This is a genomic window from Agromyces chromiiresistens, assembly GCF_029167465.1.
GTDB classification, from domain to species: domain Bacteria; phylum Actinomycetota; class Actinomycetes; order Actinomycetales; family Microbacteriaceae; genus Agromyces; species Agromyces chromiiresistens.
Genome location: NZ_JARFNL010000006.1, coordinates 222,605 through 235,854, shown reverse-complemented (window position 1 = coordinate 235,854; position 13,250 = coordinate 222,605). Strand labels below are relative to the sequence as shown.

Sequence of the window (13,250 nt, the reverse complement as noted above, 5' to 3'; positions counted from 1 at the left end):
GTTCGGCCGTCGCTGACGCTTCAGCCGTCGCTGACGCGGTAGACGTCGTAGACGGCGTCGATGCGGCGGACGGCGTTCAGCACCCGGTCGAGGTGCGTCGTGTCGCCCATCTCGAAGACGAAGCGGCTGAGCGCGAGACGGTCGGTCGACGTCGAGACGTTCGCCGAGAGGATGTTGACGTGGTGCTCCGAGAGGACGCGCGTCACGTCGGAGAGCAGGCCCGATCGATCGAGCGCCTCGATCTGGATCTGCACGAGGAAAACGCTCTTCGAGCTCGGCGCCCACTCGACGTCGATCATCCGCTCCGGCTCGCGCATGAGCGACTGCACGTTGTGGCAGTTCGCCTGGTGCACCGAGACGCCGGCACCTCGGGTGATGAAGCCGACGATCTGGTCGCCCGGCACGGGCGTGCAGCAACGAGCCAGCTTGACGAGGATGTCGGGCGCTCCGCGCACGAGCACCCCGGAGTCGGAATGTCGCGGAAGCGGCCGCGAACGGGCCGGCAGCGGAAGGTCGGGCTCGTCGACGTCGTCGATGTCGCGCACGAGCGAGACGACCTTCTCGAGCACCGACTGCGTCGAGACGTGCCCCTCGCCGACGGCCGCATAGAGCGAGGAGACGTCGTCGTAGTGCAGCTGCGCGGCGACCTCGGCGAACGACTCCTGGCTCATGAGCTTCTGGAGCGGCAGGTTCTGCTTGCGCATCGCGCGGGCGATCGCGTCGCGGCCCTGCTCGATCGCCTCGTCGCGGCGCTCCTTCGTGAACCACTGCCGGATCTTGTTGCGGGCGCGCGGACTCTTGACGAACCCGAGCCAGTCTTTGCTCGGGCCGGAGTCGGGGTTCTTCGAGGTGAACACCTCGACGACGTCGCCGCTCGACAGCTCGCTCTCGAGCGGGACCAGTCGCCCGTTGACCTTGGCGCCCATCGTGCGGTGGCCGACCTCGGTGTGCACCGCGTACGCGAAGTCGACCGGCGTGGCCCCTGAGGGAAGGCCGATCACACGCCCCTTCGGCGTGAACACGTACACCTCTTTCGCACCGATCTCGAACCGGAGCGAATCGAGGAACTCCCCCGGGTCGGCCGTCTCGGCCTGCCAGTCGGAGATGTGGGCGAGCCAGGCCATGTCGGTCTCGTTCGCGAGCGCCGGACCGCCGGCCGACTTGCCGGTCGTCTGCTCCTTGTACTTCCAGTGCGCGGCGACGCCGTACTCGGCGCGCTGGTGCATGTCGTGCGTGCGGATCTGGATCTCGACCGCGCGGCCCTTCGGCCCGATCACCGTCGTGTGCAGCGACTGGTAGAGGTTGAACTTCGGAGTCGCGATGTAGTCCTTGAACCTGCCGGGCAGCGGGGTCCAGCGGGCGTGGATGGCACCGAGCACGGCGTAGCAGTCGCGCACCGAGTTGACGAGCACGCGGATGCCGACGAGGTCGTAGATCTCGTCGAAGTCGCGGCCCCGCACGATCATCTTCTGGTAGATCGAGTAGTACTGCTTCGGACGCCCGACGACCTTGCCGCGGATCTTCGCAGCCTTGAGGTCGTCATTGACGAGGTCGATGACGTTCTGCACGAACTCCTCGCGCTGCGGGGTGCGCTGCTTCACGAGGCTCTCGATCTCGGCGTAGAGCTTCGGGTAGAGCACCGCGAACGAGAGGTCCTCGAGCTCCCACTTGATCGCCTGGATGCCGAGGCGATGCGCGAGGGGGGCGTAGATCTCGAGCGTCTCGGTCGCCTTGCGCGCCGCCTTCTCGGCCGGCACGAAGCCCCACGTGCGTGCGTTGTGGAGTCGGTCGGCGAGCTTGATGATCAGCACGCGGATGTCCTTCGACATCGCGACGATCATCTTGCGCACCGTCTCGGCCTGGGTGGAGTCGCCGTACTTGACCTTGTCGAGCTTCGTCACGCCGTCGACGAGCATCGCGATCTCATCGCCGAAGTCGGCACGCACCTCGTCGAGCGTGTATGCCGTGTCTTCGACGGTGTCGTGCAGCAGCGCCGCCGCCACCGTCTTGGAGCCGATGCCGAGGTCGGCGAGGATCTGCGCGACGGCGATCGGGTGCGTGATGTACGGCTCGCCGCTCTTGCGCTTCTGCCCCTCGTGCGCCCGATCGGCGACCGTGTACGCGCGTTCGATGAGCGCGACGTCGGCCTTCGGGTGGTGCATGCGCACCGTGCGGATGAGCGTGTCGACCGCACCCGACGGCTGCGCCTTGGAGAAGATCCGCGGCACGAGACGGCGCAGCGACGCCGTCGAATTGACCCCGGTCTCCGTCACCCGCGCACCTCCAGAACTCAATTATCACCGCTCCGGAGGGTGCGGCGTGCACGAGGGCGCACGCCGGGGGCGAACGTCATGCGCTGGGCAGCGCCTCGACCGTGCTCGCCGACGACCCCGCGCGCTCCCGCTCCTTGAGGACCTTCTGGTCGTGGCGCTTGATCTCGGGCTCGCCTTCGCGGAGCAACGAGTACAGTGGCGCCGCGAGGAAGACGGTCGACCAGGTGCCGACGAGGATGCCGATGAGCAGTGCGAGCGAGATGTCGCGCAGGGTGTCGGCACCGAGCACGCCCGCACCGATGAACAGGATCGACGCGACCGGGAGGGCGGCCACGACGCTCGTGTTGATCGAGCGAACGAGGGTCTGGTTGACCGCGAGGTTCACCGACTCGGCGAAGGTGCGCCGCGACTCCTGCCCGTCTTCGGCGGTGTTCTCGCGGATCTTGTCGAACACGACGACCGTGTCGTACAGCGAGTAGCTGAGGATCGTGAGGATACCGATCATCGCCGCCGGGCTGATCTCGAAACCGACCGCGGCGTACACGCCCGTCGTGATCACGAGGTCGGCCATGAGCGCGAGGATCGCGGCGAGCGACATCTTCCACGTGCGGAAGTACAACGCCATGACGAGCGCGGCCAGCAGCACGAACGCGATGAGGCCGACGACGGCCTGGCGCGTGACGTCCGCGCCCCAGCTCGGGCCGACGAACGAGGTCGTGACCTCGGACTCGGGCACGTCGTACGCCTCGGCCAGCGCCGAGGCGACCTCGTGCGAGTCGTCCTGCGAGAGCTGGTCGGTCTGCACGCGAACGCCGACGTCGCCGACGATGGTCACCTTGGTGGTCGTGTCGGGGACGACCGATTCCACCGCATCGATCGCCGGCTGCGCCGTCGCGTTGTCGACGCCGGAGATCTGGAACTGCGACCCGCCGCGGAACTCGATGCTGAAGTTCACGCCGGTCAGGAGCGGGATGACGACCGAGAGCAGGACGATCACGCCGGCGATCGTGAACCACTTCTTGCGGCCGCCGACGAAGTTGAACGAACGCTTGCCGGTGTAGAGGTCGTTACCGAAGGTCGTGAGACGGTTCGCCATCAGGAGTCCTTCCCCTCGTTCTCGGTACTGCCGGCCCCGACGGCGGCCGCCTTGCGCTCGGCGATCGTCTGCCGGCGCTGCGCCTCCTTGGCGCTCGATGCGGCCTTCTTGGCGGGCAGGGCCGTCGGCTTGCGGAACTCGGCACGACCGCGGTACACGGCGCCGAGGGCGTTCGGGTCGAGACCCGACCACGGGTTGCCGCTCGAGAAGAACTTCGTCTGCGCGAGCAGCTGCAGCATCGGGTGCGTGAACAGGATGACGATGACGACGTCGATGATCGTCGTGAGGCCGAGGGTGTAGGCGAAGCCCTTCACGCTGCCGACCGCGAGGATGAACAGCACGATCGCGGCGAGCAGGTTGACGCCCTTCGAGGCGAGGATCGTGCGGAAGGCGCGCTTCCACCCGGCCTCGACCGCCCCGACGAGCGGACGGCCGTCGCGCAACTCGTCTCTCACGCGTTCGAAGTACACGATGAACGAGTCGGCGGTGAAGCCGATCGCGACGATCAGACCCGCGATGCCGGCGAGCGACAGTCGGTAGCCCTCGCGCCACGACAGGATCGTGATCATCAGGTAGGTGATGAGCGCCGCGATCATGAGCGACGCGATCGTCACCGAGCCGAGCGCGCGGTACTGGAACAGGGTGTAGATCACGACGAGGATGAGACCGATGAGACCGGCGACGAGCCCCGACTGGAGCTGGGAGGAACCGAGCGTCGCCGAGATCGTGTCGGACGACTGCACCGTGAAGCTGATCGGCAGGGCACCGAACTTCAGCTGATCGGCGAGGGCCTTCGACGACTCCTGCGTGAAGCTGCCGGTGATCTGCGGGCGACCGTCGGTGATCGCGCCGTTCATCGCGGGCGCCGTGAGGACGGCGCCGTCGAGCACGAACGCGAACTGGTCGCGCGGCGTCTGCCCCGACAGGGCGAAGAGCCGCGTGCTGACCTTGGCGAACTCGTCGGTGCCCTTCTCGTCGAAGGTGATGTTCACGGCCCACTGGCCGGTGGAGGCACCGGTCTGCGTGGTGACCATGCCGTTCGTCGCGTCGACGATGTTCTCGCCGCTCGCCTCGACGGGGCCGAGCAGGTACTTCGCCGTGCGGGTCACGTCGCACGTGACGAGCGGCTCGTCGGCCGGCGCGACGCTCGCGTCGGTCTCGTCCATCTGCGAGCAGTCGAACGAATCGAACTCCTCCTGCAGCGCGGGCGTGATCCACGCGGGGTCGCTGCCGTCGGTCGGCACGGCCGTCGGCGTCGATTCGAGCTCCTCCGCAGGGGCCTCGGTCGGCGACGGGCTCGCGCTCGGGTCGATCGTCTGGTTCGTCGCCGCATCGGCGAGCAGCACCGCGCGCAGTTCGAGCTTCGCGGACTGCTCGATGCGAGCACGGGTCTGGTCGTCGAGCTCACCGGGGATCCGAACGACGATGTTCTGGCCCTCGGTGTTGATCTCGGCCTCGGCGACACCGGACGCGTCGACGCGCTGGCGGATGATCGACACCGCCTGGTCGAGCTGCTCCTGCGACGCCGTGTCACCCGTCTCGAGCTTCGGCGCGAGGATGATCTGCGTGCCGCCCTCGAGGTCGAGGGCGAGCTTCGGCGTCCACGAGCCGCCGCCCCACATCACGCCGGCCGCGTTGATGCCGAACAGGAGGGCGATGATGACCCCGAGCCAGATGAGGGATCGCCATGCCTTGCGGACGGGCGTCGGCCGGGATGACCGCTTCGATGGTGCAGCCACGTGTTCTGCTTTCTCTGCAGGAGCCCGCGCGACATCGCGCGGGCCGAGCCTCGTTGGGTGAGTCTGAGCCGCCGACTACTTGGTGTCGGGCGTCTCGTCGGTGTTCGACTGGTCGGTGCCCGACGTGTCGCTCGGCGTCTCGTCGGCCGGCGCCTCCGACACGCGCTCGCCGAACTCCGGCTCGCCGTCATCGGTCGTCGCGGACTCGTCAGCGACCGCGGTCGGCTCCACGACGCGCGCGATCGTCTGGCGGTGCACGGTCAGGATCGTGCCGGGCGAGGTCTCGAGCAGCACCTGGTTCTCGTCTTCGTCGATCGAGAGGATGGTGCCGAAGACGCCGAAGTTCGTCATCACCTGCGCACCGGGCTGGACCTTCGACTGCATCTCCTTCGCGTCGGCCTGGCGCTTCCGCGAGTTGCGGAACATGAAGAAGATCAGCACCGCCAGGACGGCGAGCATGATGATGGTGATCGGATCGAACGTCATGAGGGTGAAATACCTTCCGGGGTGCGCTTCGCGCACGAAGTCGAGTGGCGTTGAGGGTGACGCCTCAAAGGATTATAGGTCATCGATCGGAAGGACCGCTGCCGCACTCTCGACGCCCTCGGAGAGCCCGAAGTGCCGCCAGGCCGCAGGGGTCGCCACCCGCCCCCGCGGCGTGCGTGTGATGAGGCCGATGCGCACCAGGAACGGCTCGACGACCGCCTCGATCGTCTCGGCCTCCTCGCCGACGGACACCGCGAGCGTGTTGAGGCCGACCGGGCCGCCGCCGAAGCGGGTGAGGATCGTCTCCATCACCGCGCGGTCGAGCCGGTCGAGGCCGAGGGCGTCGACGTCGTAGAGCTCGAGCGCGGCGCGCACGGCTTGGATGTCTGCCCGGCCGGTGCCGTCGAACGAGCCCGACGACGTGTGCACGAGCGCGTAGTCGCGCACCCGGCGCAGCAGGCGGTTCGCGATGCGCGGCGTGCCGCGACATCGGCCGGCGATCTCCGCGAGAGCCGCGCGATCGATGTCGAGCCCGAGCAGCTCGGCGGCGCGGCCGAGCACCTGCTCGAGCTCCGACTCGTCGTAGAACTCGAGATGCGCCGTGAAGCCGAACCGGTCTCGGAGCGGGTTCGGCAGCAGCCCCGCGCGCGTCGTCGCCCCGACGAGCGTGAACGGAGCGAGGTCGAGCGGCACCGACGTGGCACCAGCGCCCTTGCCGACCATGATGTCGATGCGGAAGTCCTCCATCGCGAGGTACAGCATCTCTTCGGCCGACCGCGCCATGCGGTGGATCTCGTCGATGAACAGAACCTCGCCCGGCACGAGCGAGCTCAGGATCGCGGCGAGGTCGCCGGCGTGCTGGATCGCCGGACCGCTCGACATGCGCAGGGGGCGGCCGCCCTCGTGGGCGACGATCATCGCGAGCGTCGTCTTGCCGAGCCCGGGCGGCCCCGCGAGCAGGATGTGGTCGGGAGTACGCTGCTGGAGCGTCGCCGCGGTGAGCAGCAGCTGCAACTGGCCGCGAACGCGGGTCTGCCCCACGAACTCGGCGAGGCTCCGGGGTCGCAGCGCACCCTCGAACGCGAGTTCCGCCTCCGACGCGAGCCCGGGGTCGGTGAGGTCTTCACCGGGGCGGCTCATCGACCGCCCCTCCCCGACTGCTGGGCCGGACCGAGCCGGGCGAGCGTCAGTCGCAGGAGGGTCGGCACCGACGTGGACTCGACCTCGCCCGCCGTGGCGAGCGTCTCGTCGAGTGCCTCTGCGGCCACCCGCTCGGACCACCCGAGCCCGGTGAGCGCTGCAAGGACGCTTTCGGCGACGCCGCCCGATGCGACCGGCGCCGTCGTCGGGCGAGCGGCCGGCGCCGCGAGCTTGCCCGCGAGCGAGACCGTGATGAGCTTCGCCGTCTTCGGCCCGATGCCGCTGACCTTGCGGAACACCGCATCGTCTTCACGGTGCACGGCCTCGGCGACCTGCTCGGGCGAGAGCGAAGACAGCACGCCGAGCGCCGACTTCGGGCCGACCCCGGTCACGCCGATGAGCAGCTCGAACACGTCGAGCTCGTCGCGGGTGCCGAACCCGAAGAGGGTCAGCGAGTCTTCCCGCACGATCAGCGAGGTGTGCACCGCGAGCTCGTGCCCCTCGCGGCTCGCGAGTACGAGCGCCGGGGTGGTGTTGACCTGGAAGCCGACGCCGCCCACGTCGATGACGACGGAACTGCCGGCGGCGGCGAGCACGCGCCCACGGAGAGAGGAGATCACTCCTTCACCCTACGGGCCGCCCCCGACACGGCGGCGGAGCGCTCCGCGGCGAGCCACGCGCGTTGCGCCGGGGTCAGCGCCGAGGCATCCGCCGTCGCCGCGCCGCCCCGCGCGCGACCGAGCGCCTCCTCGCGGATGGCCGCCCCCGCGACGCCGCCGGTGCGCCAGGCGTGGCAGATCGCGAGCGCGAGCGCATCCGCGGCGTCGGCGGGCTTCGGCACCGCCTCGAGCCCCAGGATGCGCGCCACCATCGCCCCGACCTGCTTCTTGTCGGCGCGGCCGTAGCCGGTGATCGCGGCCTTCACCTCGGACGGCGTGTGCAGCGCGACGGGCAGTTCCCGGCGCGCAGCGATGAGCATCGCGACGCCCGAGATCTGCGCCGTGCCCATGATCGTCGACACGTCGGACCGGGCGAACACCCGCTCGAGCGCGACCGCCTGCGGCCGGTGCTCGTCGAAGATCGCCTCGAGCCCGTCGGCGATGCGCGCGAGGCGACGCTCGATCGGCGCGTCGGTCGGCGACCGCAGCACGACGACGTCGACCAGCCGCGCCGTGCGGTCGCCCTGGACGTCGACCACGCCGACGCCGCAGCGGGTGAGCCCGGGGTCGATGCCGAGCACCCGCATGGCGATCGACCTACTCCGCCTCGAGCTCGGCCTGCACCTCGGGCGTCAGGTCGAAGTTGCTGTAGACGTTCTGCACGTCGTCACTGTCTTCGAGCGCGTCGATCAGGCGGAACACCTTGCGCGCCGTGTCGGCGTCGATCTCGACCTTGAGGTTCGGCACGAACTCGATGTCGGCCGACTCGTAGTCGAGGCCGGCCTCCTGCAGCGCCTTGCGCACCTCGACCATGTCGGACGGGTCGGTGATGACCTCGAAGCCCTGCGCGTGCGGCTCGATCTCCTCAGCACCCGCCTCGAGCGCCGCCATCATGACGTCGTCCTCGGTGGTGCCCTCGCCCGAGACGACGATGACGCCCTTGCGGGTGAAGTTGTAGGCGACCGAACCGGGGTCGGCGAGCGTGCCGCCGTTGCGGTTGAGCCCCGTGCGCACCTCGGCGGCGGCACGGTTCTTGTTGTCGGTCAGCACCTCGACCATGAGGGCGACGCCCGACGGGCCGTAGGCCTCGTACGTGATGCTGAGGTACTCGACGGCTTCGCCGCCGATGCCCGCGCCGCGCTTGATCGCGCGATCGATGTTGTCGTTCGGCACCGAGGTCTTCTTGGCCTTCTGCACCGCGTCGTACAGGGTCGGGTTGCCGTTCAGGTCGGCGCCGCCGAGCTTGGCCGCGACCTCGATGTTCTTGATGAGCTTCGCGAACGACTTCGCGCGACGCGCGTCGATGACGGCCTTCTTGTGCTTGGTCGTCGCCCACTTGGAATGCCCGGACATGCTGCTCCTGTATCGACTTCTCGGCGGGGGCGCCCGCCGACGGTTCATTCTAGTCGAGCGCGCGGGTCGCGCTCGGGCGCACGGTCCGGATGTCTCGCCCGCGCTCCGTGCTCACGCGGCGAGCTTGCGCAGCGTTCGCAGGTTGCGCGTCGTGATGCTCGGTTTGAACCGCGCCTTCGCCGTGACCTTCGAGAACGCGCTGTCGACCCCGCGTGCGCGACGGTTGTGCCAGTAGAGCACCCCGTCGCCCGGGGCGACGACGTCGTCGGCCGCATCGACCCCGACGGCCGCCGCGAAGAGTTCGTCGAGCGCGGCCTGCGACGACGAGAAGACCACGTACGGGTGCCAGCCTTCGCGCTCGTCGTCGAACGGGAACGATGCGATGACCCGCTCGAGCTCGTCGCGCGAGACGAGCACGATCCACGCCTCGTACCCGAACCGGTCGGAGAGCGCCCGCTCGATGGTCGACTTCAGCGCCGAGGCATCCGCCTCGCCCGCCGCGCCCGTCGAGAACGCGACGTTGCCGCTCGCGAGCACGGTGCGCACGGCATCGAAGCCGAGCCCCCTGAAGAGCTCGGCGAGCTCGGCCGACCGCACGGTGATGCCGCCCACGTTGACCCCGCGCAGCAGGGCGATCCATTCGCTCACGTGGGCGAGCGTAGCGCGCGCCGCCGACGGGCGGAGCGCGCGCCGCCGCGCCCGGCGACCGGGCACGGGCTCACACGAGCGCGGGCATCCCCTCCGGGAACAGCTCACGCTGCCACGCCGTGTACTTGCGGCGCATGAGCAGCACCCAGAGCAGGCGGATCGGCGCGGGCAGGTTCGAGCGCACCCATTCGTCACGCTCCGCCGTCGGCACGGCGTCGATCATGAGGCCGAGCTGGACGGGCATCGCGTCCTTCGGCAGCGCCCTGCGTCCGTGCTCGCCGATCTCCTCCCACTCGGCCTGGCTGAGCACCCGCGCGGCGACCGGCACCATGTCCGCCTCCTCTCGGCCGAGGTGCACGCCGAGGGTCGAGCCGACGTCGTCGAGCGCCGCGGCGAGCCGCTCGGCCGTCGCCGGATCGGCCGTCGTGCGCCACTCGGCGACGATCGGGTCGACGAGTGCGAGCAGCTCGGCGACCTGCGCATGCTGCGCCTTCATCACGTCGACGTGCATCGAGCACCCCGGCTCGCGCCGCTCGAGGCGATCCCAGAGCAGCTCGTCCTCGCCCTCGTGATGGACGTGCAGGCCCTGGTCGATCCGGTCGACCGCCTGCGCGACGGTCTCGGCGCGACGGACGTCGCCCGCCGGGACCTCGCGCACGGCCTTCGGCAATTCGCGATACCCCCAGCGGAAGATGCGGTGGATGAGGAAGATGTCGCTCGTGTCGCACCCGGTCTCGTCGACGATGCGGTCGTCGGCCCCGGTGCTCGGCAGTCGTCTGGTCATGCGGGCGACGCTATCGACGCATCCCGCCGCCGGAATCGGTGCCGGCACTGAGAACCGCTCCCCCGTTCGGGGCTCAGACGCGCGCTCGCACCTTCGACAGGAAGTACTCGTGGAAGCGGTGCTCGCCGTTGATCTCAGGGTGGAAGCTCGTGCCGAGGAGGCTCCCCTGCTCGACCGCGACGACCCGGCCGTCGTCGAGCGTCGCGAGCGCGGTCGCCGCGGGACCGACCGACTCGACCACCGGCCCGCGGATGAACACGGCGTGCACCGGCGCGTCGCCGAGTTCGGGGATCGCGAGGTCGGTCTCGAACGACTGGTTCTGCGAGCCGAAGGCGTTGCGCCGCACCACGACGTCGAGGCCGCCGAGGGACTGCTGCCCCTCGATCGCGTCGAGCACGGTGTCGGCGAGCATGATGAGGCCGGCGCACGTGCCGTAGACCGGCAGTCCGGCGGCGATCGCGGCCTTGAGCGGAGCGGCGAGGCCGAACGTGCGCGACAACTTGTCCATCACACTGGACTCGCCGCCGGGGATCACGAGGCCGTCGACCTCGGCCAGCTCTTCGGGACGTCGCACGAGCGTGACGCGCGCACCGAGCGCGGCGAGCACGTGCGCGTGCTCGCGGAAGTCGCCCTGCAGGGCGAGCACGCCGACGCGGGGTCCGGCCGTGGCCGGCCCCGCGTCGACGGAGCCGGCTCGCAGGGTCGTCGTCACCAGCCGCGCTCGGCGAGTCGGTGCGGCGCGGGCAGGTCGCCGACGTTGATGCCGACCATCGCCTCGCCGAGGCCGCGCGACACGTCGGCGATGACCGAGGGGTCGTCGTAGAACGTCGTGGCCTTGACTACCGCGGCGGCGCGGGCCTCGGGGTTGCCCGACTTGAAGATGCCCGAGCCGACGAAGACGCCGTCGGCCCCCAGCTGCATCATCATGGCCGCGTCGGCCGGCGTCGCGACGCCGCCCGCGGTGAACAGCACGACCGGCAGCTTGCCGGTCTCGGCGACCTCGGCGACGAGCTCGTACGGCGCCTGCAGCTCCTTCGCGGCGACGTACAGCTCGTCCTTCGTCATCGACGAGAGCGCGTTGATCTCGGAGGTGATCTTGCGGATGTGCTTCGTCGCCTCGGAGACGTCGCCGGTGCCGGCCTCGCCCTTCGAGCGGATCATCGCCGCACCCTCGTTGATGCGGCGGAGCGCCTCGCCGAGGTTGGTCGCACCGCAGACGAACGGCACCGTGAAGTTCCACTTGTCGATGTGGTTGACGTAGTCGGCGGGCGAGAGCACCTCTGACTCGTCGATGTAGTCCACGTCGAGAGCCTGCAGCACCTGCGCCTCGACGAAGTGACCGATGCGGGCCTTCGCCATGACGGGGATCGAGACCTCGGCGATGATCGCCTCGATGAGGTCGGGGTCGCTCATGCGGGCGACGCCGCCCTGGGCGCGGATGTCGGCGGGCACGCGCTCGAGCGCCATCACGGCGACCGCGCCGGCGTCCTCGGCGATGCGGGCCTGCTCGGGGGTGACGACGTCCATGATGACGCCGCCCTTCAGCATCTCGGCGAGGCCGCGCTTCACGCGGCTCGAGCCCGTCTCGGGTACGGTCACGGGGAATCCTTTCGATGAGCGCGCAGCGACTCGCGCTTCAGAACAGACCAACGGAATGATTGACCTAGGCCAAAAGATAGCATGGTCGGAGAACGACGAAAGGGCGGTGACGTGATCATCGACATCGAGGGACGATCGGCGGCTGAGATCGCGGAGAGCCTGCGCGCCCTGGTCGAGCGCGGGGCACTGCGCCCGGGCGACGCGCTCCCACCGGTGCGCAGCCTCGCCGAGCAACTCGGCGTCAATCGCAACACCGCCGTGGCCGCATACCGGCAACTCACCAGCGCAGGCATCGTCGTGACGCTCGGCCGTGGCGGCACCCGCGTCGCGGGCTCGGCACCCGTCGCCCAGGAGGGCTTCGCCGCCGACACCGCGCTGCGCGACATCGGCACGGGCAATCCGGATGCCTCGCGCATCCCCGATCCCTCGCCGGTGCTCGCGAGCATCGCCCGACGCCCGGTGCTCTACGGCGAACCGGTCATCGACCCCGGACTCGAACGCTGGGCCGACGACTGGATGCGCGGCGACCTCCCACCCGGCACCCCGATGCGCCTGACCGTCACGAGCGGTGCCGCCGACGCGGTCGAGCGACTGCTCGCGCAGGCGCTCACGCGCGACGACGCTGTCGCCCTCGAAGATCCGTGCTTCCTCACGAGCATCCACACGGTGCGGGTCGCCGGCTACCGCCCCGTGCCGGTGGCCGTCGACGAGGAGGGCATGACGGTCGACGGGCTGCGCGCCGCGCTCGAGCAGGGGGTGCGCGCCGTCATCTGCACGCCGCGCGCCCAGAACCCGACCGGTGCGAGCCTCACGGCCGCACGCGCCGCCGAACTGCGCGCCGTGCTGCGCGACCACCCGTACGTGCTCGTCATCGAGGACGACCACTACTCGCTCCTCTCGCGTCAGCCGTTCCATTCGCTGATCGGCCCCGAGCACCGCCGCTGGGCGCTCGTGCGGTCCGTCTCGAAATTCCTCGGCCCCGACATGTGCCTGGCGGTGTCCGCCTCCGACCCCGAGACCGCCGACCGCCTCGCGATGCGGCTGACTCCGGGCACGACGTGGGTGAGCCATCTGCTGCAGCGCCTCGTGCACGCGCTGGCGACCGACCCGGCCGTCGCCCATGGCATCCGCACCGCAGGCGAGCACTACGCCGCCCGGAACGCCGAGTTCGCAGCACTGCTGACGGCGGCCGGCGTGCCGACGGCCCCGGGCGACGGGCTCAACGTCTGGGTGGGGCTCGACGCTCCGGCCAGGGACGTCGCCGAGCAGCTCATGCGCCGGGGCTGGCTGGCCCGACCCGGCGACGAGTTCGCCCTCGGCGACCGGGCGCCGTCGGATCGGCTGCGGCTCACGGTGCACGATCTCGACGACGCCGACCTGGCGAAGCTCGCGGCCGACGTCGCGGCCTCGATCCGAGCGGTGTCGAGCCCGGGGGCACCCGTCGCGCGGGCGCGCTCGTCGGAGATGCGATGA

The 13,250-nt window shown here is 70.0% G+C and carries 13 protein-coding genes; 1 reads left to right on the top strand and 12 read right to left on the bottom strand.

Annotation, left to right across the window (positions count from 1 at the left end; genetic code table 11):
- Nucleotides 1-20: 20 nt before the first annotated feature.
- The 12 genes from PX701_RS16360 to pdxS all read right to left on the bottom strand — a co-directional run bounded on the left by PX701_RS16360 (nucleotide 21) and on the right by pdxS (nucleotide 11,777).
- Nucleotides 21-2,273 carry a RelA/SpoT family protein gene (locus PX701_RS16360; RefSeq protein WP_275506907.1) on the bottom strand — a complete coding sequence of 751 codons (2,253 nt, stop codon included), beginning with the start codon at nucleotides 2,271-2,273 and terminating at the stop codon, nucleotides 21-23.
- A gap of 76 nt (nucleotides 2,274-2,349) precedes the next feature.
- Entirely contained in the window at nucleotides 2,350-3,369 is a 1,020-nt protein-coding gene (gene secF, locus PX701_RS16355) for a protein translocase subunit SecF (protein WP_231430875.1), read from the bottom strand.
- Nucleotides 3,369-4,991 carry a protein translocase subunit SecD gene (gene secD, locus PX701_RS16350; protein WP_231432322.1) on the bottom strand — a complete coding sequence of 541 codons (1,623 nt, stop codon included), beginning with the start codon at nucleotides 4,989-4,991 and terminating at the stop codon, nucleotides 3,369-3,371. The genes secF and secD overlap by 1 nt, the downstream gene beginning before the upstream one ends.
- 192 nt (nucleotides 4,992-5,183) lie before the next feature.
- On the bottom strand, nucleotides 5,184-5,594 hold the full coding sequence (gene yajC / locus PX701_RS16345) for a preprotein translocase subunit YajC (RefSeq protein WP_231430874.1): 411 nt from the start codon (nucleotides 5,592-5,594) through the stop codon (nucleotides 5,184-5,186).
- A gap of 72 nt (nucleotides 5,595-5,666) precedes the next feature.
- Entirely contained in the window at nucleotides 5,667-6,734 is a 1,068-nt protein-coding gene (gene ruvB / locus PX701_RS16340; protein ID WP_231430873.1) for a Holliday junction branch migration DNA helicase RuvB, read from the bottom strand.
- Nucleotides 6,731-7,354 (bottom strand): Holliday junction branch migration protein RuvA, encoded by a 624-nt coding sequence (gene ruvA, locus PX701_RS16335; RefSeq protein WP_231430872.1) that lies wholly within the window; start codon nucleotides 7,352-7,354, stop codon nucleotides 6,731-6,733. The genes ruvB and ruvA overlap by 4 nt, the downstream gene beginning before the upstream one ends.
- Entirely contained in the window at nucleotides 7,351-7,980 is a 630-nt protein-coding gene (ruvC, locus tag PX701_RS16330) for a crossover junction endodeoxyribonuclease RuvC (protein WP_231430871.1), read from the bottom strand. Before ruvC ends, ruvA begins: the two co-directional genes overlap by 4 nt.
- Nucleotides 7,981-7,990: 10 nt before the next feature.
- On the bottom strand, nucleotides 7,991-8,746 hold the full coding sequence (locus PX701_RS16325) for a YebC/PmpR family DNA-binding transcriptional regulator (protein ID WP_231430870.1): 756 nt from the start codon (nucleotides 8,744-8,746) through the stop codon (nucleotides 7,991-7,993).
- 111 nt (nucleotides 8,747-8,857) lie between these two features.
- Nucleotides 8,858-9,394, bottom strand: coding sequence for a DUF1697 domain-containing protein (locus tag PX701_RS16320; protein WP_231430869.1), 537 nt, complete (start codon nucleotides 9,392-9,394; stop codon nucleotides 8,858-8,860).
- Nucleotides 9,395-9,464: 70 nt separating this feature from the next.
- Nucleotides 9,465-10,178: a hemerythrin domain-containing protein gene (locus PX701_RS16315; RefSeq protein ID WP_275506906.1), complete on the bottom strand. Its 714-nt coding sequence runs from the start codon at nucleotides 10,176-10,178 to the stop codon at nucleotides 9,465-9,467.
- A 73-nt stretch (nucleotides 10,179-10,251) separates the two neighbouring features.
- Nucleotides 10,252-10,890 carry a pyridoxal 5'-phosphate synthase glutaminase subunit PdxT gene (gene pdxT, locus PX701_RS16310; protein WP_231430867.1) on the bottom strand — a complete coding sequence of 213 codons (639 nt, stop codon included), beginning with the start codon at nucleotides 10,888-10,890 and terminating at the stop codon, nucleotides 10,252-10,254.
- On the bottom strand, nucleotides 10,887-11,777 hold the full coding sequence (pdxS, locus tag PX701_RS16305; RefSeq protein ID WP_275506905.1) for a pyridoxal 5'-phosphate synthase lyase subunit PdxS: 891 nt from the start codon (nucleotides 11,775-11,777) through the stop codon (nucleotides 10,887-10,889). The genes pdxT and pdxS overlap by 4 nt, the downstream gene beginning before the upstream one ends.
- 111 nt (nucleotides 11,778-11,888) lie before the next feature.
- Here pdxS and PX701_RS16300 point away from each other — a divergent pair, with 111 nt between their 5' ends.
- Nucleotides 11,889-13,250, top strand: a complete 1,362-nt coding sequence (locus PX701_RS16300; RefSeq protein ID WP_231430866.1) for an aminotransferase class I/II-fold pyridoxal phosphate-dependent enzyme — start codon at nucleotides 11,889-11,891, stop codon at nucleotides 13,248-13,250.

Excerpts from the sequence above, each read along its gene's own strand:
- secD (WP_231432322.1), bottom strand. The coding sequence starts at position 4,991 with ATGTGGGGCGGCGGCTCGTGGACGCCGAAGCTCGCCCTCGACCTCGAG.
- yajC (WP_231430874.1), bottom strand. The coding sequence starts at position 5,594 with ATGACGTTCGATCCGATCACCATCATCATGCTCGCCGTCCTGGCGGTG.
- PX701_RS16315 (WP_275506906.1), bottom strand. The coding sequence starts at position 10,178 with ATGACCAGACGACTGCCGAGCACCGGGGCCGACGACCGCATCGTCGAC.
- ruvB (WP_231430873.1), bottom strand. The coding sequence starts at position 6,734 with ATGAGCCGCCCCGGTGAAGACCTCACCGACCCCGGGCTCGCGTCGGAG.
- ruvC (WP_231430871.1), bottom strand. The coding sequence starts at position 7,980 with ATGCGGGTGCTCGGCATCGACCCCGGGCTCACCCGCTGCGGCGTCGGC.
- PX701_RS16325 (WP_231430870.1), bottom strand. The coding sequence starts at position 8,746 with ATGTCCGGGCATTCCAAGTGGGCGACGACCAAGCACAAGAAGGCCGTC.
- secF (WP_231430875.1), bottom strand. The coding sequence starts at position 3,369 with ATGGCGAACCGTCTCACGACCTTCGGTAACGACCTCTACACCGGCAAG.